At 63.2% G+C, this 21,773-nt stretch carries 21 protein-coding genes; 10 read left to right on the top strand and 11 right to left on the bottom strand.

What is annotated here, in order from left to right:
• From ATN37_RS23165 to ATN37_RS23155, 3 genes are all read right to left on the bottom strand, one after another.
• Window positions 1-480, bottom strand: a complete 480-nt coding sequence (locus tag ATN37_RS23165) for a carboxymuconolactone decarboxylase family protein (RefSeq protein ID WP_019745891.1) — start codon at window positions 478-480, stop codon at window positions 1-3.
• Window positions 477-1,601 (bottom strand): dihydrodipicolinate reductase, encoded by a 1,125-nt coding sequence (locus tag ATN37_RS23160; RefSeq protein WP_218695661.1) that lies wholly within the window; start codon window positions 1,599-1,601, stop codon window positions 477-479. Before ATN37_RS23160 ends, ATN37_RS23165 begins: the two co-directional genes overlap by 4 nt.
• A 61-nt stretch (window positions 1,602-1,662) precedes the next feature.
• The gene (locus ATN37_RS23155; protein ID WP_003943269.1) at window positions 1,663-2,343 is read right to left on the bottom strand and encodes an NUDIX hydrolase; all 681 of its coding nucleotides are present in this window, start codon (window positions 2,341-2,343) and stop codon (window positions 1,663-1,665) included.
• A 78-nt stretch (window positions 2,344-2,421) separates the two neighbouring features.
• Here ATN37_RS23155 and ATN37_RS23150 point away from each other — a divergent pair, with 78 nt between their 5' ends.
• The 7 genes from ATN37_RS23150 (at window position 2,422) to ATN37_RS23125 (ending at window position 12,468) form a co-directional block, all read left to right on the top strand.
• Window positions 2,422-4,359 (top strand): O-acetyl-ADP-ribose deacetylase, encoded by a 1,938-nt coding sequence (locus ATN37_RS23150; protein WP_218695660.1) that lies wholly within the window; start codon window positions 2,422-2,424, stop codon window positions 4,357-4,359.
• 269 nt (window positions 4,360-4,628) lie between these two features.
• A complete protein-coding gene (locus ATN37_RS23145) occupies window positions 4,629-5,771 on the top strand; it encodes an Ig-like domain-containing protein (RefSeq protein WP_218695659.1) in 1,143 nt (380 codons plus the stop codon).
• Window positions 5,772-5,800: 29 nt separating this feature from the next.
• Entirely contained in the window at window positions 5,801-7,546 is a 1,746-nt protein-coding gene (locus tag ATN37_RS23140; protein WP_256933469.1) for an Ig-like domain-containing protein, read from the top strand.
• 104 nt (window positions 7,547-7,650) lie between these two features.
• Window positions 7,651-9,564, top strand: a complete 1,914-nt coding sequence (locus ATN37_RS23135) for a phosphocholine-specific phospholipase C (RefSeq protein ID WP_308125230.1) — start codon at window positions 7,651-7,653, stop codon at window positions 9,562-9,564.
• Window positions 9,561-9,773 carry a phospholipase domain-containing protein gene (locus ATN37_RS32770; RefSeq protein ID WP_256933501.1) on the top strand — a complete coding sequence of 71 codons (213 nt, stop codon included), beginning with the start codon at window positions 9,561-9,563 and terminating at the stop codon, window positions 9,771-9,773. The genes ATN37_RS23135 and ATN37_RS32770 overlap by 4 nt, the downstream gene beginning before the upstream one ends.
• Window positions 9,774-9,853: 80 nt before the next feature.
• Entirely contained in the window at window positions 9,854-11,323 is a 1,470-nt protein-coding gene (locus ATN37_RS23130) for a cellulase family glycosylhydrolase (RefSeq protein ID WP_007730277.1), read from the top strand.
• A gap of 83 nt (window positions 11,324-11,406) precedes the next feature.
• The gene (locus ATN37_RS23125; RefSeq protein ID WP_218695657.1) at window positions 11,407-12,468 is read left to right on the top strand and encodes an alpha/beta hydrolase; all 1,062 of its coding nucleotides are present in this window, start codon (window positions 11,407-11,409) and stop codon (window positions 12,466-12,468) included.
• 8 nt (window positions 12,469-12,476) lie between these two features.
• Here the strand turns inward: ATN37_RS23125 and ATN37_RS23120 are convergent, their stop codons facing one another.
• Window positions 12,477-12,803: a helix-turn-helix domain-containing protein gene (locus tag ATN37_RS23120; RefSeq protein WP_019745900.1), complete on the bottom strand. Its 327-nt coding sequence runs from the start codon at window positions 12,801-12,803 to the stop codon at window positions 12,477-12,479.
• 56 nt (window positions 12,804-12,859) lie between these two features.
• Here ATN37_RS23120 and ATN37_RS23115 point away from each other — a divergent pair, with 56 nt between their 5' ends.
• Window positions 12,860-13,744 (top strand): SDR family oxidoreductase, encoded by an 885-nt coding sequence (locus ATN37_RS23115; protein WP_054188281.1) that lies wholly within the window; start codon window positions 12,860-12,862, stop codon window positions 13,742-13,744.
• 61 nt (window positions 13,745-13,805) lie between these two features.
• On the opposite strand, the gene ATN37_RS32765 is transcribed toward ATN37_RS23115, so the two are convergent.
• Both ATN37_RS32765 and ATN37_RS23110 read right to left on the bottom strand, forming a co-directional pair.
• Window positions 13,806-13,934, bottom strand: coding sequence for a hypothetical protein (locus tag ATN37_RS32765; RefSeq protein ID WP_003943237.1), 129 nt, complete (start codon window positions 13,932-13,934; stop codon window positions 13,806-13,808).
• A 179-nt stretch (window positions 13,935-14,113) separates the two neighbouring features.
• Complete coding sequence (locus ATN37_RS23110; RefSeq protein ID WP_218695656.1) at window positions 14,114-14,686, bottom strand: TetR/AcrR family transcriptional regulator; 573 nt, start codon at window positions 14,684-14,686, stop codon at window positions 14,114-14,116.
• Between the two features lie 53 nt (window positions 14,687-14,739).
• Here ATN37_RS23110 and ATN37_RS23105 point away from each other — a divergent pair, with 53 nt between their 5' ends.
• Window positions 14,740-15,177, top strand: coding sequence for a DUF2867 domain-containing protein (locus tag ATN37_RS23105; RefSeq protein ID WP_007730272.1), 438 nt, complete (start codon window positions 14,740-14,742; stop codon window positions 15,175-15,177).
• Here ATN37_RS23105 and ATN37_RS23100 read toward each other — a convergent pair whose 3' ends face one another.
• From ATN37_RS23100 to ATN37_RS23090, 3 genes are read right to left on the bottom strand one after another with little or no spacing between them, the layout of a single operon-like run.
• Entirely contained in the window at window positions 15,178-16,803 is a 1,626-nt protein-coding gene (locus ATN37_RS23100) for a sodium:proton antiporter (protein WP_054781195.1), read from the bottom strand.
• Window positions 16,804-16,842: 39 nt separating this feature from the next.
• Window positions 16,843-17,508, bottom strand: a complete 666-nt coding sequence (locus tag ATN37_RS23095; protein ID WP_054781194.1) for a YoaK family protein — start codon at window positions 17,506-17,508, stop codon at window positions 16,843-16,845.
• A 14-nt stretch (window positions 17,509-17,522) separates the two neighbouring features.
• On the bottom strand, window positions 17,523-19,076 hold the full coding sequence (locus ATN37_RS23090) for an MBL fold metallo-hydrolase (RefSeq protein WP_003942885.1): 1,554 nt from the start codon (window positions 19,074-19,076) through the stop codon (window positions 17,523-17,525).
• A gap of 244 nt (window positions 19,077-19,320) precedes the next feature.
• Between ATN37_RS23090 and ATN37_RS23085 the strand changes: the two genes are divergently transcribed.
• Window positions 19,321-20,298, top strand: a complete 978-nt coding sequence (locus ATN37_RS23085; RefSeq protein ID WP_003942949.1) for an ABC transporter substrate-binding protein — start codon at window positions 19,321-19,323, stop codon at window positions 20,296-20,298.
• Between the two features lie 33 nt (window positions 20,299-20,331).
• On the opposite strand, the gene ATN37_RS23080 is transcribed toward ATN37_RS23085, so the two are convergent.
• Window positions 20,332-20,817, bottom strand: a complete 486-nt coding sequence (locus tag ATN37_RS23080; RefSeq protein WP_042922885.1) for a hypothetical protein — start codon at window positions 20,815-20,817, stop codon at window positions 20,332-20,334.
• Between the two features lie 71 nt (window positions 20,818-20,888).
• The gene (locus ATN37_RS23075; protein WP_165638464.1) at window positions 20,889-21,767 is read right to left on the bottom strand and encodes an alpha/beta fold hydrolase; all 879 of its coding nucleotides are present in this window, start codon (window positions 21,765-21,767) and stop codon (window positions 20,889-20,891) included.
• Window positions 21,768-21,773: the final 6 nt, after the last annotated feature.

Genomic DNA, 21,773 nt, shown 5'->3' with positions numbered 1-21,773 from the left:
TCAGTTGCCGGGCAACACACATTGAGTATCGAGGCCGAGGACGTGGTTGAGCCGGCCGAAGGCCAACCACGATCCGAGGCACATGCTCAACTCGACGATTTCTCGCTGGGAGTAGTGAGCTGTCATGCGTTCCCAGAACTCGTCGTCGAGCCCGTGGTGGTCGAGGGCGTATCTCTCGGCGTATTCGGCAGCGAGGCGTGTCCTGTCGTCGAAGGCATCGGTGGTGCGCCAGTCGGTGACAGCCTGATCGAACGTCGACTCCACAGTCTCGCCGTCACGCTCGGTGCGCCAGTCCTGACAGAAGATGCACCCGTTGATCTGAGCGATCCGGAGCCTGGCCGCCTCGAACTCACGGAGGCCGAGAGTTCCGTCCGTGTAGACCTTTTGGGAGAACCCGGCGGCCGCGGGTCCGATGCCGGGGACCATCTCTCCCCACACGTAGCCGATCGGGTTCTTGCCTTCGGGTATGTCGATATTCATGCGAGTACCTCCGAGTTTCGGGCACCGAGCTTGCCGACGCCGGGTGTGAGCGGAACGTCCAGCGCGTCGTAAAGACCGGGTTCAGCCTGACGTAGCCAGGGAATTGCGTTGACGAGACGTCCTACGGCCGTGGCATTTCCACCGGCCGCGCGGTTTCCACCTTCATCGGTGGCTTCGACGTTGATCTCGATTCGTGGTCGTCCTTCGACGATCACCTTGTGCGCGCCGTCGCCTCCGTCTGGCGGGAGCGGCCAGTCGCGGGCACAGGACGGATGAATACGCGTGACGTGTTCGATCACGATCAGTGGTTCCCCGCCGACGATTCCCTGAACCTCGAATCGCAGTGCGCCTTGGGTGCCGACCGCGAACTCCCCCATATGTTCGGTCGACACGGTTTCCTCGAGCGGGCGGCGCAGCAAGGTCTCGCGGATCTCGTCGAGTTCCACCCCGAGTGCCCGGGCGATGAGCCGAATCTGCCCGCCCCAGACCATGGTGGGTACGGTCGGCGCGACCATGGGAGGTTCGTAGTCCATCGGCTGACCCATCCCGATCAGGTAGCGGACAGAATCCGGCTGTTCGTAGGTCGTGTAGTCGAAGATTTCCTGACACCGGATCTGGTCGATTGTCCCCGCGAGCCCGCTGACGAGAATCGGCAGGATGTCGTTGCCCCAGCCTGGGTCGATACCGGAGACGAACAGAGCGCCGCCGCCCGCCTTGGCAGCAGCTTCGACGGGATCACGGAGTTCGGGAGGCGCAGATTTCGGGTCGTACAGCGCATATACGGACGGCGTGACCACCACAGCTCCGGCGGCCAGTGCCCGCGTGATGTCGGCAACCGCGTCGTCGGGCCGAATGTCGCCGGACGCCGCGTAGACCACCGCGCCGGGAGACGCTGCGAGCACGGCATCGGCGTCGTCGGTAGCCGCGACGCCCAGGTGCACTCCCAGATCGGCGAGGTCACCGGCGTCTCGCCCGACCTTCTCGGGGTTCGCAACGATGACGCCGACAAGTTCGAGGGCCGGATTGGCTGTCACAGCGCGAATCGATGCACGCCCGACGTTGCCGGTACCCCACACGACAGTCGGAATCTTGGACTCGGCTTCATTCGAAACTGCACCCATCAATCGGACATTACCCAGCTCAGCGCGTCAGGTCAGCAGAACTGCAAGAATTCGTTTCACTTCATCCGGTCAAAAATGCCATTGCCTGCGCAGTCAGTGCGCCGTCACCCCGCCTCCGGTACGTCTCGGCGGGTCGGCCGTTACCTGGTCTGCTCATCTCGCCGGTACTTTCGAGCGCGTCGAACACCTGCCGGCGGAAGCTGTCCTTCTGGAACGGACGATCGAAGATCACCTCGTAGAGTCCCCGAAGTTCGGCGACGGTGAACGTCCCGCCCGACAATCCGTCCGGATCCACGTACGACGCATACCTCGTGCGTAGGTCCGTGACCGCGAGTCGCACCATGTCGGCGTGATCGAATGCTAGTCCGCTCACTGCCTCGTCGTCGTACACATCGACGAGAAGCGCCGAATCGGGCAGTGCCGATTCCGGTAGGCAAGCCGTGTGTGCGACCGACAAAACCCATCCACGGTCGTCGCGGTCCGGTCGGTCGAAGATCGCCAACTGGTGGAAGCTCGTCTGGGCCAACTCTGCCTTGACCGACAGGGCACGATCGGCTGCGGCCGTGAGCAATTCGCGTTCGTGCAGAAATGTTCCCGGTAGCGCCAGCGCACCGAGACGGTGCCGAACCACCAGAACTTTCAGAGATCCACCGCTGTACGTCAGCACCGCGACGTCCACTGCCACAGACGGACGCGGATAGTCCGTCAATCCCTTGCCGCTCGTGTCTGTCCATTTATTCACCCTTGCATGTTATCTCAAACATGATCTATGGTTAGCGCAAAGTTGATCAAACGATCATCGCGAACCGAAGAGGTGGCTATGAAACTCACCGCACAGCAGTCCGATCGAGCGGCCGGCGTTCTGCTCGGCACCGCAGCAGGAGACGCACTCGGCGCCGGCTACGAATTCACCTACCCGAAGGCCGAGGTCACGATCGACATGATCGGTGGCGGCCCGTTCGACTGGGCGCCGGGAGAATGGACCGACGACACCTCGATGGCAGTTGCGATCGCCGAGGTGGCCGCTACCGGAATCGACATCGGAAGCGCTGACGGTCTCGATGCCATTGCAGCACAGTTCATCCGGTGGTACGACTCGAAGCCCGCGGACATCGGCAACCAGACGCGAGCAGTGTTGTCCGTCCGCTCCGAAAGCGCAGCGGCGATGGCGGATCGTGCGCGGGCGATCAGCGGCCGCAAGGCCGGCAACGGCTCGCTCATGCGGACTGCTCCCGTCGCCCTCTCCTACTTGGACGATGCAGAAGGTGCCAGGTCGGCAGCGCACCGGATCAGTTCACTCACGCACGACGACCCGCGTGCCGGACAGGCGTGCGAGTTGTGGACCCATGCCATCCGCCATGCCGTTGTCGCCGGCAACTTCGACGGTGTTCGCGGCTTCCTCTCCGTTGCCGATCAGGACGTCGCCGAATACTGGGGCCCGCTGCTCGATCAGGCCGAAACCGGGAACCCGCAGGACTTCTCCAAGAACGGTTGGGTGGTGCATGCACTTCAAACTGCTTGGTGGGCAATCACTTCCACGGACAATGGCGATGCTCGCCACCTCCAGTACGCATTGGAAGCAGCAGCAAGAGCCGGCGGGGACACCGACACGACGGCGGCCATCGCGGGTGGCCTCCTCGGCGCCCGCTGGGGAGCGTCGGCGGTTCCCGCCCGTTGGCGCCGAATCATGCATGGCTGGCCGGGATACCGTTCCTCCGATCTGATTCGCCTGGCAATAAAGACCGCTCGCGGCGGTACCGACGACAAGAACGGATGGCCGTCGACGGCAGAACTCGACTACTCGAGGTTTCGCGGAACCCACCACCTGACGACGCACCCGCACGACGACGGCGTCATGCTCGGCGGCGTCGATGCGGTGTCCACTGCAGACTACGACGCCGTGGTCAGCCTGTGCCGCATGGGAACACGACAGGTCGCCCCTGATCACGTCGAGTTCTGGTTGGTCGACGACGGTCACGATTCCAACGCCAACCTCGAGTTCGTTCTCGACGACGCAGCGCGCACCGTCCAGGCGTTGCGGGCCGAGGGAAAGCGCGTACTCCTCCATTGCGTTCAGGCGCACAGTCGCACGCCGTCGGTTGCAGCGCGATACTCGATGTTGATCGGACGTGATCCCTACGACGTACGCTCGGCTATGCCGTGGGCTCGCCCGAAGCGTGAACTCTGGAACACGGCAGTCGGAAACGCGTCCGTCGGACACACAGCCGTCGGATACACAGGAGGATCCATGCCCGCTATTACAGTCGTCGAAGGTGACATCACGACGCTGACCGTCGACGCCATCGTCAATGCGGCCAACTCCAGGCTCCTCGGCGGCGGCGGTGTCGACGGCGCGATCCACCGTGCCGGGGGACCGGAGATCCTGAAGGCTTGCGAGGTATTGCGCAACACCAGCCTTCCCGACGGCCTGCCGGTGGGTGCGGCCGTAGCCACCACCGCCGGAAAGCTGCACGCCAAGGCCGTGATTCACACCGTCGGCCCGAGGTATTCGCGCTCCGAGGACCGTTCCGGTCTGCTTCGGTCGGCGTACACCCGCAGCCTCGCCGTGGCCGACTCGATCGGCGCCCGTACCGTCGCCTTTCCGTTGATCTCGGCAGGGGTCTACGGCTGGCCGAAGGAAGATGCCGTCCGACAGGCCGTTTCAGCGATTCGCGCGGCGAAGACCGAGGTCGAGACGGTCACACTGGTCGCATTCAACAAGGAGACGGCAGACCTGATGCGCCGCGCGATCGCCTGACCGTTTACCGGGCCCACTTCACGCCACGTTAAAGCAGTGCAGAGCGGTCGGAGAAGTGGAGAAATTTCACCGGTTGGACGTTTGTCCAACAATTTGTCCGAATCGCATATTCTGCGGCTCGCTCTGTGTTCTACTCCTCTCCAGGGTTTGAGCTGGTGGTGAGCAAACGACGAGACGTATTCGATTCTCTGTCAGCTCGAGGCCGGTTCCCGGACCCGGCTTCAAGCCGAGAGCTCGATCTTGTCGAGCGCTACTCAAGGAGAATGTGAATGGTGTCGACGTTGATGCGCCGAGGAGTGGGGGTGGCCGCGTCGTTGACCGGATGCGTTGCCCTCGTGATCGGCGGAACCGGAGTCTCGTCCGCCGCTGATGTGGACCTTCCGTTCACGGCATCGTGCCACGGGTGGCAGTTCCCCGGACCGATCACGCACAACGAGACGCGTGATTCCGGCGTCACGATCAGTGCGCCGGCCGTGGTCCCGCCGAACTCCACCTTCACATACCGCCTCGCGCCCAAGCCGATGACGGTCCCCAAGGACGGTTACGACCTCAGGTCCGTCGTGAACTGGACGCGTCTCAAGTTCGATTTCGACATCCCCGCAGGCACCTCCTACGTGGGGGCGCAGATCGTGGCCGGCACCAGCTCGAATCTGGGTGGGGTCGCCCCGACGATCACGCGGGTGAACGATGCCGGTTCACCCGATCCGAATGGGACGCATCTTCGTATCTCCGGCAACAACATCACGGCGGGCAACGGACCCAACACCGACGACAACGGCGGCGGCGGAATCGAGGTCGGTGGAGGAAAGACGTTCCAGCTCCCGGCAGTCGACGTCACCGTCACGTCAGGGGCTGTCGGCACCCAGATCAAGCCCATGCTCCGCGTGTCCGACACCAACTCCGGTTCCTACGACAGTGCCGCCAACTACCTGACCTTCCTGCAACAGGAAACCCTGCTCGGCGGCGTCAAATACTGGCTGACCACCAATTGCTCACCACGCGACAATCGTTCGGCCGGATTGAACGCCGGCGGCCGGCCGCTCGCCGTGATCAACGTCGACTCCAGCCTCGCTCAGACACAGACGCGAATCGACGCACCCGGTAAAGCTGTCGTCGGTGACTCCGTGGAGTTGACGGCAACGGTCACTCCGTGGCCGTCGGGAGGAACAGTGCAGTTCCGCGACGGAGGGGTTGACCTCGGCGCTCCGGTGGCCGTCGTCAACGGCGTCGCGAAGGCCAACCGCACGATGACAACAGCGGGCGACCACAACATCACGGCGTACTACACGGGATCGGCCGGTTTCATGGAGTCGATGTCGGGCGCCGTGACGATCAACGTCGTCGAACCGTCCGAGCCCGAGCCTGGCACCGGTAGCCTCGGCAGCCTTGGTACCCCCGGATTCGGGTCGTGAAAACTGTGAACAGAAACCAGGATTCGACGATGAACTCGAAACTCCTACGCGGCTCTGCGATTGCAACCGTCTCGGTACTGGCCGGCGGCTTGTTCTCCATCGTCGGCGGCGGGATCGCCTCGGCTGCCCCCGAGACCAAGAGCGTGGCCTTCACAACTGCATGCCATGTGCGCGAGATGGACGGTGTGGCAAGCCCGATCACGTTCAACGAGACACTCGGCTCGGGAGTCACCATCACCGCGCCGACCACCGCGGCACCAGGTGAGACCGTCACCTACCGCGTGCAGCCGAACGAGATGAAGACAAACAGCGGCGGCCATGCCAGCCGCGGAGTCGTGCACTGGGCCCGAATCAAGTACGACTTCGACATCCCGTCGGGCGTCGAATTCGTGAGCTCCCAGCTTGTGGCTGACAGTGCATACGGCCTCGGATCCGACAGTGCCACTCCAACAGTCACACAGATCGATGACGGTGGAAATCCCTCTGCATCCGGTACTCACCTGCGTATCTCCGGATCGAATCGAACCACCGGAAACGGTCCGTCCTCCGCAGTTCGATCCAGTGACGGAATCATCGTCGGTGCCAACACCAAGTTCCGACTCCCCGCAGTCGACGTCACGGTCAAAGCTGGTGCGGCCGGTACCGAGATCAAGCCTTCGCTGAGGGTTTCCGATCCCGGTTCCGCCAACTACGACGACGACCGAAATGCGCTCACATTCGTCCAGCGCGAAAAGGATGTCTTCACAGTCAACTACTGGGAGCGCTACAACTGCTCCCCGCGGGACAACAGGAACTCAGGCCTCAACGCCGGTGGGCAGGCCCTGACCACCATCTACGTCAGCCAACCGACAACCACCACAATCCAGATGCCCGGCTCGATCCAAGCCAGCACACCGACCGAGCTTGTCGCGAAGGTGGATCCGGCTCCGGTCACTGGAAACGTGCAGTTCCGGGTGGACGGCGCCGACGTCGGTACACCGGTCACGCCGGGTGCCGACGGCACTGCCCGGCTACCGCATACCTTCTTCACCGCCGGAACCGCGCGGGTCTCCGCAACGTTCCAGGGCGTCAACGGATTCCAGAGTTCCAACTCGACCGAGGCGATGGTGACGGTGACTGCCGCACCTGTCGTCAAGCAGACCGACACGGCCGTGAACGTTCCCACCGATGCAAAGACGGGCGTATCGGTGTCGCTGAGGGCGCAGGTCACGCCGACACCCGCCGGTGGCACTCTCCAGTTCAAGGACGGCGCTGCAGATATCGGCGCTCCGATCCCGGTGGGCGCTGACGGCAAAGCCACTCTGGAACATGCCTTCACCTCGGCTGGATCTCATGCCGTCTCGGCCTACTACTCCGGCGCAACAGGATTCATGCCGTCGATGGCATCCGCTCAAACGGTCACCGTGTCTGATCCCGCACCGTCCGATGTCACCACCTCGACCTCACTGGCAGCTCCCGCGACGACCAAGCAGAATGTCGCGGCAGAACTGTCCGCGACGGTCACCCCCAACCCCGGCGGGGGCTCGGTTCAGTTCTACGACGGCGACCAACCCATCGGACAGCCCGTTGTCGTCGGAGTCGATGGAGTGGCGCGACTGACGCACACTTTCGCATCGACGGGCGATCATCGGATCAAGGCGTCATACGCCGGGCGAAGTGGATTCACACAGTCCGCGTCGGACGAATCCGTCGTCAAGGTTTCTGCTGCGCCTGACGACGGCGGGAACGGCGGTTCGGGCAGCCTCGGTTCACTGGGCGGTCTCTTCGGTTCCTGATCGAATTCTTCTCGACGCTGTTGCCGCTGCACCGATTCGGAGCAGCGGCAGCAGCCTGTTGCGGCCGTGGTCATAGAACTGATTGATTTATCGATGGAGCACAAGTGTCCAGGAATTCTCTTTCTCGACGGTCGTTTCTCGCCGCCGGGGTCGGTGCAACTGCAGTCGCCGCTACTTCCCTTCTCCCGCCGTCGCTTCAGCGTGTACTGGCGACACCCGTCAACTCCGGCGGGCTCGATTCGATCGAGCATGTAGTCCTCGTCATGCAGGAGAACCGATCTTTCGATCACTACTACGGCGCACTGAGGGGTGTTCGCGGATTCGGGGATCCGAATGCGCTGCGTCTGCGCGGCGGCAACAGCGTCTTCGAACAACCCGGGCCTACCGGTCCTGTGCTCCCCTTCCCTATCCGCGATTCGGCTGCGGCGCAACGCATGGACACCCAGAACGTGACCGGACTCGACCACAGCTGGGCGGGCGGACATGCCGCACTCGCCGACGGCTGGCACGACGGTTGGATCGCGGCAAAAACCGGCACGACGATGGCCTACTACGACCGGCAAGACATTCCCTTTCACTACGAACTGGCGGACGCGTTCACGATCTGCGACGCCTACCACTGCTCCGTTCCGACGTCCACGAGCCCCAACCGGAACTATTGGGTCTCTGGATACACGGGATACGAGCCACTTTCGCCGAATCCAACCGAGTCGGTCCTGCCTTCGGATCCACCCGGTCCCGGGGGACGAGCTGTAACCAACGCGGCCTACAACCCCTGGCACGCCGGTTACGGATGGACGACGGTCCCCGAGCGGTTGCAGTCCGCCGGCATTTCCTGGAAGACCTACCAGGAGTGGGACAACTTCGGAGACAACAACCTCGAATACTTCACCGCCTTCAAGAAAGTGGCGGCAGGGCTGCTTGGCCGGCCGAGCCTGCTCCCCTACGAAATCCAGACCTTGGCCGGGTTCTATCTCGCCCTGCCGTCGATGCCGGCGCCGGTCCAGGACGCAGCGGTACTGGCCCTCGCGAATGCCGCAGACCAACTGTCGCCTGCTGATCGCCAACTCTACGATCGCGCGCTGTACCGATCCCGGCCCGGCACACTGGCTGCCGAGTTCAGGAAAGACGTCGAGTCCGGTCGACTGCCGCAAGTCAGCTATCTCGTTCCGTCCGAGGTGGATTCGGAGCACCCATCGGGTTCGTCACCGGCAGCGAGCGCAACACTGCTCTATCAAGTACTCGACGCCATCGCGTCCGATCCGGATCTGTGGACGAAGACGGCCGTGATCGTCAACTTCGACGAGAACGACGGGTACTTCGACCATGTACCGCCACCTCGACCGCCGCGCTCGGTCGAAGCCGAATGGGTCGGTAATCAGCCGCTCGGTCTCGGCCCGCGGGTGCCTATGACGATCATCTCGCCGTGGACTGTTGGCGGTTTCGTTTGTTCACAAGTGTTCGACCACACGTCCGTCACGCAGTTCCTGGAGACGCGGTTCGGAATCACGCAACCGGAAATCGACCCGTGGCGACGCACGGTGAGTGGCGACCTGACGTCGGCGTTCGACTTCGCCAACCCGCGTAGTCGACCGACTTTGGCGCGCCCGCAACCCACTCCGGCGCTGGAACCGCGGTGGACACCGACCCCGCCCACCGAACAGAGAATGCCTCTGCAGGAGAACGGCACTAGACCAGCACGGGCACTTCCCTATCAACCCGACGCCTACACGACGGTGAACCCGGAAACCGGCTCGTTGGCGGTCCATCTGGTCAATACCGGTGCCGCATCAACGCACCTGGCCATGTACCCGTACGCAGGTGAGTTCGACGAGCCACGGCATTACGACGTCGTCGGCGAGGTCGACGACACCGTTGCGCTCAGGGATCGCGTCTACAGCCTGAACCTGTTGGGTCCAACGGTTTCAGGCGCGAGTTCAGTGGAGCTACAGACAGTGCGGCAGCTTCGCTCGACGTCTCGACAACTGTCGACGCAGGGACGCGCACGCTTGTACTGACGGCGACCAATTCCGGAAGTCGTGCACTGACGGTCAATGTGGACGGAAACCGACGCAAACTCGCTGCCGGTGCACACTCTCAGTGGACGGTGCGTTCGGTGGACGGCTGGTATCAGGCCGCCGTGACGGTCGACGAAGATCCTGAATTCAAGCGCGTGCTCGTCGGACACATCGAAAACGGGCGGACCAGCGTAAGCCAACCGACGTGAATCGACACCGAGCGTTCAAGCCCAGGGCCGAATCCCCATTCGGACAAGTCAATCCATCCACACACCCAGAAGGAGTTTCCGTGCGTCGTATCCCGCTCTCAGCACTGATAGTCGCGGGCTCACTGATACTGGGCGGCGGAATTGCCGCGGCTCAGGGCAGCCTGCCCACGTCGGGGAGCGCCGATGGCACGTCGGTGCCACCGTCGTACCTGACCGACGACGCCGGGCGCTCCTTGATCCTGCGAGGGTTCAACACGGCGTCGAGCGCAAAGAGCGCACCCGACGGCATGCCGAAGTTCACCGAAGCCGATCTCGAGCGCGAACATGCCGACATGGGAACAAATTTCGTGCGTTTCCTGATCTCCTGGCGTTCGGTGGAGCCAGAGCCGGGACAGTACGACCAGGAATATCTGGACCGCGTCGAGGACCGAGTCAGCTGGTACGCCGAGCGCGGCTACAAGGTCATGCTCGACATGCATCAAGACGTCTACTCCGGCGCGATCACACCAGAGGGCAACAGTGGCAACGGCGCCGGCAACATCGGCAACGGCGCGCCGGCCTGGGCGACCTACATGGACGGCCTTCCGGTCAGCCCTCAAGACCGGTGGGAGCTGTACTACGTCCAACCCGGTGTGATGCGTGCATTCGACAACTTCTGGAACACCACCGGCCAACATCCCGAACTGGTCGAGCACTACGCGAACGCCTGGCAGGCGGTGGCCGAACGTTTTGCAGGCAATGACACCGTCGTGGCATACGACCTGATGAACGAGCCGTGGGGCGGTTCCCTCCAAGGCCCCGCCTTCGAAGGTGGGCCCCTCGCTGCCTTGTATCAGCGAACCACCAACGCCATCAGGGAAGTTGATCAGGACAGCTGGGTGTGTGTGGCCCCGCAGGCCGTCGGCGTCAACCAAGGTGTCCCCAGCGGGCTCACGAAGATCAACGACCCACGAGCCGGCGAACAGCGAATCGCCTACTGCCCACACCTGTACCCGCTGCCCCTCGACCTCGGTGACGGATACTCCGGCCTCTCACGCACACTCACCGACGCGACCATCGACACCTGGCGCGACAGCGTCGAACACATCGCAGGCAACGTACTCGGCGGCGTTCCGATCATTCTCGGCGAATTCGGGCTCGACACAACACTGCCCGGCGCAACCGACTACATCGACCGCGTCTACACGACCGCCCGAGACCTCGGCGCGGGTGTCTCCTACTGGTCCAGTGATCCAGGTCCTTGGGGCCCGTACCTGCCGGACGGATCGCAGACACTCCTCGTCGACACCCTGAACAAGCCGTATCCGCGTGCCGTCGCGGGCACACCCACCGAATGGTCCTCGACCGTTGACCGCCTTCAGCTGACGTTCACCCCGAACCCCGCGGTAACGGCACCGACCGAGATCTATCTACCCGAGAGCGGCTTTCCCGGCGGCGTCGACGTCGCGGGCGCCGACATCGTGAACTGGAACCCCCAAAGCCGGCTTCTCACAGTGGAAACCGCGGACGACGCGGGCCCCGTCACAGTCACGGTGACGCCGGCAAGCTGACCGCGAGCGCCGAGATTCCTGGATATTTGTCCGGTTCTTTCGTAACGTACAAGCGACGGGTGATCGGCCGACGGAAGGCGAGTATGTCCACGGAGAAGATGTCTGTCCAAGATCGTGTTGCGCGGGTGGTGCTCGATGTCGTCGGCGCCTTACCGACCGGCGCGCAGCGCATTCTCGGTGGCAAGCCGAAGGAGATCGACGGGCAGACTCTGCACCCCGAGATCCAGCTTGCGCTGAGATTGCTCTCAGCGGTCGAAGGTACGAGCTTCGAGCATCTTCCGGTCGAAGAGGGACGGGCTCAGATCGACGCCGAATCGCGACTGTTCGGCGGTACGCCCATCGACATCGAGACGGTACGTGACCTCGAGATCCCGGCCGGGGATCACGCGATTCCGGCTCGGCTGTATCGCCCGGCCGGAGTCTCAACGCCCGCTCCACTTTTGGTGTACTTCCACGGCGGCGGGTTCGTCCTCGGCAGCCTCGAGAGCGGCGACAGTGTGTGCCGCTTCCTGGCCCGCCACGGCGAGGTCAGTGTGTTGTCGGTGGACTACCGGTTAGCACCGGAGTTCCCGTTCCCCGCCGGGGTCGATGACGCCGTCGCCGCATTCCGGTACTGCGTCGAGCATGCCACAGAGCTGGGTGCAGATCCGAAATCCATTGCGGTAGGCGGAGACAGCGCGGGTGGGAACTTGGCTTCCGTCGTCGCGCAGTCCACGACCGAAGACGACGTCAAACCAGTATTCCAACTGCTCTTCTTCCCCTGGGTGGACCTTTCGTCGAAGCGCCCTTCGCACAAGATGTTCGGCACCGACTTCTTTCTCACCGACGCCCAACTCGACTGGTATGCAGCCCATTACCTGTCGGGCGGCGCTTCGGCTCTCGACCCGCGAGTCTCACCGTTGCTCACTCCGGACCTGGCCGGCCTACCGCCCGCGTACGTTGCCGTCGCCGGTTTCGACCCACTACGCGACGAGGGTGAGGAATACGCGAACCGGCTGCGAGAGGCCGGAGTCCCGGTTGCACTCAGGCGTCACGGTGGATTGATCCATGCCTTCGTCAACACCACCGGTGTCGGCCATACCGGTCAAGATGCGATGTTCGAGGCCTGCGGCGCTCTGCGGGTTGGACTTTCGGGCCCGCGCTGAGGGCAGGGTCACGAAACGGGGAGTGCCAGATCCGCCCACTCGACCATCGCTTCGAGCACGGAGCGCAGTTCCATCCCCGTCGCGGTGAGTTCGTACTCCACTCGCGGCGGCACCTCGGCGTAGGCAGTCCGGGTCACCAGATCGAACTCCTCGAATCGCTTGAGCCTGGCGGAAAGTGTCCTGGGACTGATGCCGGGCAATGCGCGTCGTAGTTCCGTGAAGCGCATCGGGCCGTGCGTGAGCTCACGAACGATCAGCGTTGCCCACGGTCCGTCCAGAACCAGCAGAAAGCGCGCGACGCCGCACTCCGGAAGCACGTGACCTGATTCACTCATCGATTCCCCATTAGTTCACTTGAAGTAACTGGTTCCCAATCTGAACTATAGGCGTCATGACTTACACAGTGCATGGCGCCACCGGCGCACAGGGTTCTCCCGTTCTCGCGGGATTGGTCGCGGCTCTCGCCGGATCGACAGGTGCCGAAGTCCGAGCAATCACCCGCAACCCCGACCAGACGTTCGAGGGTGCGAACACCGTCGTCGCGGACAATGCGTCAGCCGACTCTCTCGCCGACGCTTATCGCGGGGTAGACGGGGTGTTCTTCCACCTGCCACTCGCCGGTGACACCGAGACGCTAGCTGGTTACGCCCACAACGTTCTGGCAGCAGCAAGAGTGACACGTCCTTCGCGGTTCGTGATCTCTACCAGCGGCACGGTGACCGGCGACGCTACTTCGCCGCTTGCCGGTCCCAACACACCCGTTCTCTCCGAGCTCGTCGACGGACTCCGCGCCGAAGGTATCGCGGTGACCGTCCTGACCCCGCGTTTGTTCCTCGAGAATCTTCTTCTGCCTACCGTGCTGTCGGGGGTGAAAGACGAAGGGGTCCTGCGTTACCCACTGCGTGCCGATCTCGCGGTCGCATGGAGTTCACATCTCGACGTCGCTGATGCAGCCGTTGCGGCCCTGACTCTCGACGTAGCACCGGACGCGGTCGACATCGGACAGATTCCGGCGATCACCGGCATCGAACTCGCCGAGGCATTCGCCGAACACTTCTCGCGCGCGGTAACTTTCGAAGCCGTGACGCCCGATGCCTTCGGTGCGTCGATTGCGCCGATCATCGGAGGGGGCGCAGCAGCCGGGGTTTCCCAGCTCTACACGGGACTCGAATCTGCCGACAGCGTCGCATTCGACTCCGCGACGGGTTCTGCCGTTGCCTTGGGCATCGTCGCCCGCAGCACCCGGGCCTGGCTGGTAGATCTCGGAGTGAACTGACCGGAACAACGCAAACGGCCGGCTCCGCGAAGTATCGCGTGGAGCCGGCCGATTTCCGGGGTTACCGGTGCGTGCGGGTCTTCAACTGGCGGTTCAGCTGCCGACTCCCGAAGTCCAGACCGGCACCGTCACTGGTGGCCAGCACGGTGAGTCCAGCGGCGACCAGCAACGAAATAAGCACAACGCTCATGGTGAGTCACCTTTCTTCCTGTCGTGAAACGGTTTTGCGCCTCCGGGAAATGTCGACATATCCGGCACCCCACTTCAGCTGACCTCAAAGTATCTGTAACTATGGGTTACGCGCAATGTGTGGTCCCTCACCTGAAAGCGCAGGGTGATGCGCAGATCACGCTGCGTTCGACGGCGGACTTACCTGGCCAGAACCATGTTCACGAACTCGTCGGCGAGCGCCTGAGCGTCCGCACCGCTGCCAGGAACCACATCGGGCGCACTGTGTACCAATTGCATCTGCCCCAGGTACATCGAATAGGCAAGTACGCCACGATGTTCCGCTTTCTGCCTGTCCATCCCCAGATCGACCAACAACGTCACGATGTAGGTAACTCGACGCTCGGTGACACGTCGAACCGCCGCCGAAACCAAAGGATGGCCGATCCCGGCAAGCAGTTCCAACTCCGCACGGCGACCGGCCAATCCGGTCGTGACCGAATCCACCAGACGACGCAACCTCACCTCCGCCGGTTCACCAGAGGACTCGACGGAGGAGATCAGTCTCTCGGTTGCCAAAACTTCCCACCGGCCGAGCGCAGCTTGCAGCAATTCGTCGCGGTTGGCGAAGTGCCAATAAAAGGAACCCTTGGTCGATCCGAGCGTGCGCGCCACCTTTTCCACTGCAACTGCATCAGGCCCATGGCTTGCCAGAGCCTGGAAAGCTGCATCGATCCACTGGTCGCGAGAGAGTCGGGCGCGGGCATTCGTCACCTCCGTACGGTACCGTATGGATAAGTTCCATACGGCACCGTACGGAGGACGAAATGACACTCGCTTTCAAGGCAATGCCTGCACCGGACTGGGCAGAAGCCACCACGATCACCATCCCGTCTGTTCCGACCCATACATCCGAGGAGTGGGCGCAGGCAGTCTTCGACGTCAGGAATGTCCCCGCACCCGTCCTCGCGATGTTCTGGCTCAGGGAGCGGATAGTCGGACTGCTCGGCATCGCCAAGGGACGCCCCGACACCTTTGCCGTCGACAAGATCGCCGACGGCGAGGCCCTCATCGAAGCGGACGAGAAACACCTACGATTCGTCGCCTCGGTTCAGGCCGACAACGACGCCGGCCTCCTGCACGTCGTCACCGCCGTGGAGCTGAAGAACCGCGCGGGCCGAATCTACTTCGCACCCGTTCAGGTACTGCACGGCGTGATCACGCGGGCAATGATGACGTCCGCTCGAAAGAGACTGTGCACGTGATCAACCGTCCGGACCGCCCTTGAGTTCGAGGCTGATCTGATCGGCATCCAGCGCGGCAAGTGCCGATCCGAGCATCCGTGCGTCGAACACGCCATCGTCACGTGCGTCGAGCAGTGCCTGACGCTGCGCGTCGATCACGTCGAGGCGGATCCTCTTCTTCGACCGACCCTCTGGCGGAACGACACTCGCAGCAGCATCTTCGAGGAGGTCGAGCAACCTGCGATGCTCGTCTAGTTCGGATTCGGTGAGATCCTGCGAGGCCGGACCGGTCGCCACTACGACGCGCTTCAACGTTCCTCCCTGAAGGATCAACGAGCCTGCTGCCACCAGGAACGCAACCAAGATCAGGAGCGATCGACTCGGGGTGTCTTCCGGCAGAGTCTGCGCTGCAGCCAGAGTGACCGCCCCGCGCATGCCGGCCCAGATGACGATCGTGCCTTCACGCCATCCCAACGGCGCAGCAAGGTAGTAGTCGATATCGGCAACCGTCCGCCGAACCCGAACCTTGAACCTTTCCATCTGATTCGCCGAAGGTGCCCGGCGCCTGCTGCGTCGTTCGTCTGGCGGGTAATCCTCGGGATTGTCGAGGCGATTCGCGATGTCGGAGAGTCTGGGTTTCATGCGTTCACGAAAATTCGCCCGCGCTTGGAGCGCTCGCAGGAGCGGGGCCACGTACAGAGCCCGCACCAAGATCGTGAGGAACAGTGCACCCGCCGCCACGAAGACCGCCGTGGATATGCCCTCGTGGTCGACCCGGACATCGTCGACTATCGACGAGAGTTCAAGGCCCATCACCAGGAAGATCGCACCTTCGAGAACCAATTCGACTGTGCGCCAGTTCTGGGAGTCGGACAACCGGTGTCGCGGTGACAGCTTCCGAGGAGCGTCGTAGCCGGTGACGAGCCCGGCCACGACGGCAGCAACCAATCCTGACGCACCCAACTCTTCGGCGGGGATCGCCGCCAGAAACGGCACCGTGAACGAGATGACCGTGTTGACCGTCGAATCGGTGACACGGGCGCGAACCATCAGGTTGACCTTGCCGACGACAACTCCGATGACCGCGGCCACGACGACGGCAAAAGCGAACTTGCCCAACACACTCCACAGCGACACCGATGCGGCGGCCCCGGCGATGGCAGTACGCAACAGAACCAGAGCGGTGGCGTCGTTGAGCAGGCTTTCGCCTTCGAGGATCGACACCACCCGCGGCGAGACCGGGAGTTTCTTGACGATGGACGTCGCGACGGCATCCGTCGGGCTCACGATCGCACCGAGTGCAATGCCCCACCAGATACCGAGTCCTGGTATCACCCAGGAGAAGAACACACCGAGAACAAGCGCACTCACGACCACGAGCAGAACGGAAAGCCCACCGATGGCACCGAACTCACGCCGAAACTCCATCGACGGCATCGAGACCGAGGCGGAGTACAGCAGTGGCGGAAGCACGCCTGCCAGAATCCATTCCGGGTCGATGTCCACTGCTGGGACAAATGGTAAGAGGCTGACAACGATCCCGGCCATCACCAGAATCAACGGTGCTGCGACTCCGATCCGCGCTCCGAGCGTCGAGGCCGCGACGATTCCGAGCAGACCGAGCACCACGATGATCAGAGCGTCCACTGCGTCCCCCTGTACCCCCGGATTTGTGTCTGGCTCTTTCTACACCTTTGCCGGAGACGGGGGCGAGACCCGCCACGCGACGGCGATCAGAACAACCGTGAACGCCGATGCGGGCCACAGAGCGTGAAGACCGATCCACCGATGAACGAGCGCACCGACCACCGCGCCCGCGATCAACCCGGCACACATCCCGAAGTGCTGCAGCCACGCCCACTTCGGGCCACCCAGAAAGGCTCCGGTCAGACGCTGGCCCATCTTGACCAGCGCACCGGTCATGTACGTGACACCGATCGTCACCTCGCCGTCGCGCTGGAACACCGAGTTGACGGCTCCCATCGCCAAGGCCATCGCCGAGATCGCGCCGGGAGTGACGTCGAGGCTGCTCATCACCGAACCGATGGCCAGCAGCCCGGCTACAACCGCGAGCACCGTGACCTTGCGGGCCCGGACCGAATAGCGCTCCGTGAAGTGGGTGACGACGGTTCCCAGCGCGATTCCCAGAAGGAAGAGCACGATGATGCCGCCGGCCACCCGCGCGGTCGACCACACCCCGTCGGCAAATGCGACGCTCGCCTGCGTCATGTTGCCGCTCATGAACGAAACGAAAGGCCCACCGAGCGTGATGAATCCGAGCGCGTCGACGTAACCGGCCAACCCGGCGAGCGCTGTCGCCAGGCCGATCAGCGACCTGCTGTATCCCGTCACCCGACGAGCTCGGTTCAGCTCAGCTTGCTGGTGCGCAGCTCGTGGCCCTTGGACGTCTTGCAGCGGCCGGTCTCGAGATCCCACTGCCAGCCGTGCAGATCGCAGGTGAGGTTGGTGCCGTCGACAACACCGAACTTCGACAGGTCAGCCTTGAGGTGGGGGCAACGACGCTGAATCTCGTACCCGCCCAACTCGATAGACGCGCTGTCGTCGTGGGCCTCGGCGAACCAGCCGTCGGCGTACGCGATGCGCTCGTCGGTGAGGCACTTGAAGAACGTGTAGAGGAATTCGTTGTACCCACCGATGCGCCACGCCGTGAAGCGTGTCGACAGGAAGATGGTGTTGACCCAGTCGGGCTCGTCGTCGCGCAGAACGGTGCGAACCAGTTCGGGAGCGATGCGGAAGCCGTAGCGGTACTTACCTTCTCCGTCGATGGGCTCACGAACGATCCGCTTCGGGAAGTCGAGGACGACCGTCTCCTCTCCCATCACGAGTCCGACGGGGTAGCCGATTCCGTCGCAGATCAGATCGGACTGAGCCATGATCGGCTCGAACTTGGCCTTGAGACCGTCGAGCAGCGGCTCGCCTTCGGCCGGAGCCCACGTGGCCTTCTGCGCGGCGATGACCGGTGCCATCTTCTGCGCCATCTTCTCGATGTACTCGGCCTTGTTGGAGAAGATCTTGTCGACGTCTGCGTCCGGGATGGGATGCGTCAGCGCGACCTTCTCGCTTCCGCGAAGTTCGACGGCCGAGCCGGGGATCATCAGCAGACCACGATCGTTGCCGTTGATGCGCATCTGCTCGAGGAACGTGATCTGGTCGGGGAAGATGTTTCCCTCGTCGCCGTGATCGTCGTTGAGGTAACGCAGGTCGTCGTCGAGGAAGACCGGCGGGCCGGCCGACGGGACAACCCAGGCAGCGTCGACCTGGGAGATGTAGTTGCGGCAGCGGTCCATGCCGCGCTGACGCTTCTGCTTGCCGAAGTTGCGCTTGGTGCCCTTCGGGATGTCGTAGACCATCGGGTACCAGATCGCGCCCGAGTACTGCAGCAGATGGATGTCGACCTTCCCGAAGGCGTCGGTCAGCGGGTCCAGATCGACGGGCCTGGCGTCGTTCATGTTGAAACAGGTGGTTTCCCCGTCCGAGACGACGAGGCCCGAGTCACCGATCGGACCGTCCGCGGGAGCGCGCAGAGCGATGATCATGATGTCGAGATCGCCCTTGGGACCGCTGACGGTGTGCTTGACGGAGTCTTCCGTCTCGAAGAACTTGTGGAAGCCGAGCTTCTCGAGTTCACGCTTGAGGTCCGGCACCGGGTAATCGGGGAGCAGGACTGTGGCGTCCTTGTTGACGTGCGCGATCAGATTCTTCGGATCGAAGTGGTCCTTGTGCAGGTGCGAGACGTAGAGGTAGTCGCAATTGCCCAGCGCGTCCCAGTCCAACTCTGTGTTGTCGGGGAACGGCACCCAGGACGCAAAATACGTCGGGGTCACCCATGGATCACACAGGATGGATCCGGCCTCGGTCTGGATGTGAAATCCTGCGTGGCCGACGCTGGTGATCTGCATTGCAACCTCCGAAATCGTACTGCTGGTCAACTCAGCATAGTCGGCGCGATCAGGGCCAAATCGCGATCGAGGAGGCGGCCGGTTGTGACGTCATGCACGTCAGAGGTCGAAAGTGGGTTGTGAATCAGACCTGCCGGTGACGCGGACAACACTCTCTGTGCTGGCGTGTTCGCCGTATTTCTTGGCGTTCGCGGGAGCTGTTTCAGCATTCCCGAAGACAGCCCCTAAGGCTAACCTAACAAGCATGACTCGACTCCTTTCTCCCTCCACGACCGATCGCGACTACTGGGCGATCGTGGACAACCTGACGCGACGCGGTTTCTTCGGCGTCGGCGCGGGCGTCGCTGCGGCCGCGTTTCTCGCCGCCTGCGGCAGCACGGAAAGTTCGACGCCCGAGAACGCGGAGACCTTCGAGTTCACGCGCGGCGACGAGAAGCTGATCATTCCGACGGACCCGCAGAACGTCGTTGCCCTCGACCCGCGGGACGGCCTCGAATTGTCGATCCTCGCCGGATACCCGGTGACCGCCTACCCGACCGGCGCAGCCGAACACCTACGCCGTGAGGTCCCGGATGCCACGGGTGTCGAGATCTTCGCCGAAGGTGCTTCCGATCCCAACTTCGAATACATCTCGACTCTCGGCGCAGACCTTCTCGTCCTCAGCGCCGGCTGGTGGGACACCGGGTCGTACGGCAACGACCGGATGCAGCAGATCGCACCGGTCCTGCCCGTCGGCAAGGACTTCACCCCGGAGTGGCGGAAGGTCATGTCGGACTTCCTCACCGGCATCGGGCGCAGCGATCGCGCCGAAGAAGTACTCGCCGAGTACGACGCCCATGTAGCTCAGGTCCGCCCGACCGTCGAACCGCTGATGGCCGGCAAGAAGGTTGCCTTCGTCGCCGCCGCGGAGGATCAGATCGCGTGGTTCCAGAACGATTTCCGCACCGCCGTCGCCGAGGACCTGGGATTCGAGGTGCTCCGTGAAGGCCCCGACCTTCGCGTGATGCTCGGATCGGAGCAGTTCAACCGTCTCGAAGAAGCCGACGTCATCTTCGCCTTGGACCGCAGCGCCTCCGGCAGCGTGTACACCTCACCGACGTGGCAGCGTCTGCCCGCCGCGCAGGCTGGTCGAGTGATTCCCTTCGACTACTACAAGGCCGCGGGATACGCCTTGACCGCCAAGGTTCTCGTCGACGACTTGGCGGCCGGGGTCAAGCGGTAGAACCCGACCTTCGTCAACCCGACGGGGCCCCGATCATTCGGCACCGGCGGCTCGTCCTGTCACGCGGTCCCGAAACTCGCGGAACGCTTGGAAACCACCGGTGAGCGCCCGCGCCAGTTCCTCGGCGCTGTCGACCCAGACGACGTCCTCCAACTCGGAAACGTCGTCGGGCTCGTGATTGCGCTGGGGAACGAGAAACGTCGGGTCACCCTGAGGGTTGACGATCAGGAACCCAGCCGCCGCGCAGAGGTCGTAGACGAACGCGCACTCGGCAGGCGACAGCGTCGCGTGGAAGATTCCACCACTGAGTGGATCGCTCTGCTCGAGCGAGTCGAGATGAAGGTCGGAGAAGGCCCCGTCGATCGTCAATGCCCTGTCGTCACGGTCGACGATCTCGCCTCCGTACGGGCTCTCGACCACGCGCAGCCCGTGCTGATCGAGGAAAGCGGCGACCGCCGCCCGATCAACATCGAGTTGCACGTCCTTCGTCACCCGCATGAAGTGCAGCGAGAAACCCATCGATCCCCCTCGTCCATTCGCGACGCACGTGATGCGCTCGCCAGTACCTCGACAGCCGAGAAGCGTCAAAACTACCTCTCGAGTAGGGTCCGGATCGCCTCGACCACTTCGGCAGGCGCCTCTTCTGCCATGAAGTGACCTGCGGACAGCGTGCGGTGCTCGAGATCGGGCGCCCATGCTTTCCACAGGGCCTCGGCGTCGTAGCCGAGCATCGCGCCCCAGTCCTGCTGAATGACCGTGACGGGCATGTGCAGTTGGTTGCCCGCCTCCCGATCGGACTGATCGTGTTCGATGTCGATGCCTGCCGACGCCCGGTAATCGGCAACGATCGACGGCACCGCCTCCCGTGAGGCGCGCAGGTATTCCGCCCGCACGTCTACCGGAATCGCTTCGCGGTTCTGCGTCCACACGTCGAGAAAATACTCGAAGAACGCGTCGGCGCTGGCGCTGATCATCTGCTCGGGAAGACCAGGTGGCTGAGCCATGAGATAGAGATGGAACGCCACAGCAGCATTCGATCCATGCAGGATGTCCCACATATCCAGGGTGGGGAGCACGTCCAGCGAGCCGAGTTGCGTGATCACATCCGGATGATCCAGCCCCGCTCTGACGGCAACCAGTGCGCCACGATCGTGGCCGACGAGGGCGAACTTCTCGTGTCCCAATTTCCTCGCCACCTCGACGATGTCGGCAGCCATTGTTCGTTTGGAGTAGGTGTCCGGGTTTTCCTCGACCGGTTTGTCGCTGGCTCCGTATCCGCGGAGATCCGGGCAGATGACGGTGTGATCCGACGCCAAGGCAGTGGCTACGTGACGCCACATGAGGTGAGTCTGAGGGAAGCCGTGCAGAAGGACGAGTGGTGTTCCGCTTCCGCCGACCGCGACGTTGAGCCGCACTCCGTCTGCTGTGGAAATCTGCTGGTAGTCGAAGCCTGGAATGGTGATAGTCATCGGTCG

The sequence above is a fragment of the Rhodococcus sp. MH15 genome (genome assembly GCF_019266045.1).
In the GTDB taxonomy this organism is placed as follows: Bacteria; Actinomycetota; Actinomycetes; order Mycobacteriales; family Mycobacteriaceae; genus Rhodococcus_F; species Rhodococcus_F qingshengii.
Note: the sequence above shows the minus strand (reverse complement) of the source record. Positions and strands in the feature narration are given on the sequence as shown.

What these genes read in the sequence shown, in the direction of transcription:
- ATN37_RS23165 (WP_019745891.1), bottom strand. Translation starts at nt 480, where the DNA reads ATGAATATCGACATACCCGAAGGCAAGAACCCGATCGGCTACGTGTGG.
- ATN37_RS23160 (WP_218695661.1), bottom strand. Translation starts at nt 1,601, where the DNA reads ATGGGTGCAGTTTCGAATGAAGCCGAGTCCAAGATTCCGACTGTCGTG.
- ATN37_RS23150 (WP_218695660.1), top strand. Translation starts at nt 2,422, where the DNA reads ATGAAACTCACCGCACAGCAGTCCGATCGAGCGGCCGGCGTTCTGCTC.
- ATN37_RS23145 (WP_218695659.1), top strand. Translation starts at nt 4,629, where the DNA reads ATGGTGTCGACGTTGATGCGCCGAGGAGTGGGGGTGGCCGCGTCGTTG.
- ATN37_RS23140 (WP_256933469.1), top strand. Translation starts at nt 5,801, where the DNA reads ATGAACTCGAAACTCCTACGCGGCTCTGCGATTGCAACCGTCTCGGTA.
- ATN37_RS23125 (WP_218695657.1), top strand. Translation starts at nt 11,407, where the DNA reads ATGTCCACGGAGAAGATGTCTGTCCAAGATCGTGTTGCGCGGGTGGTG.
- ATN37_RS23120 (WP_019745900.1), bottom strand. Translation starts at nt 12,803, where the DNA reads ATGAGTGAATCAGGTCACGTGCTTCCGGAGTGCGGCGTCGCGCGCTTT.
- ATN37_RS23115 (WP_054188281.1), top strand. Translation starts at nt 12,860, where the DNA reads ATGACTTACACAGTGCATGGCGCCACCGGCGCACAGGGTTCTCCCGTT.
- ATN37_RS32765 (WP_003943237.1), bottom strand. Translation starts at nt 13,934, where the DNA reads ATGAGCGTTGTGCTTATTTCGTTGCTGGTCGCCGCTGGACTCACCGTG.
- ATN37_RS23105 (WP_007730272.1), top strand. Translation starts at nt 14,740, where the DNA reads ATGACACTCGCTTTCAAGGCAATGCCTGCACCGGACTGGGCAGAAGCC.
- ATN37_RS23090 (WP_003942885.1), bottom strand. Translation starts at nt 19,076, where the DNA reads ATGCAGATCACCAGCGTCGGCCACGCAGGATTTCACATCCAGACCGAG.
- ATN37_RS23085 (WP_003942949.1), top strand. Translation starts at nt 19,321, where the DNA reads ATGACTCGACTCCTTTCTCCCTCCACGACCGATCGCGACTACTGGGCG.
- ATN37_RS23080 (WP_042922885.1), bottom strand. Translation starts at nt 20,817, where the DNA reads ATGGGTTTCTCGCTGCACTTCATGCGGGTGACGAAGGACGTGCAACTC.
- ATN37_RS23075 (WP_165638464.1), bottom strand. Translation starts at nt 21,767, where the DNA reads ATGACTATCACCATTCCAGGCTTCGACTACCAGCAGATTTCCACAGCA.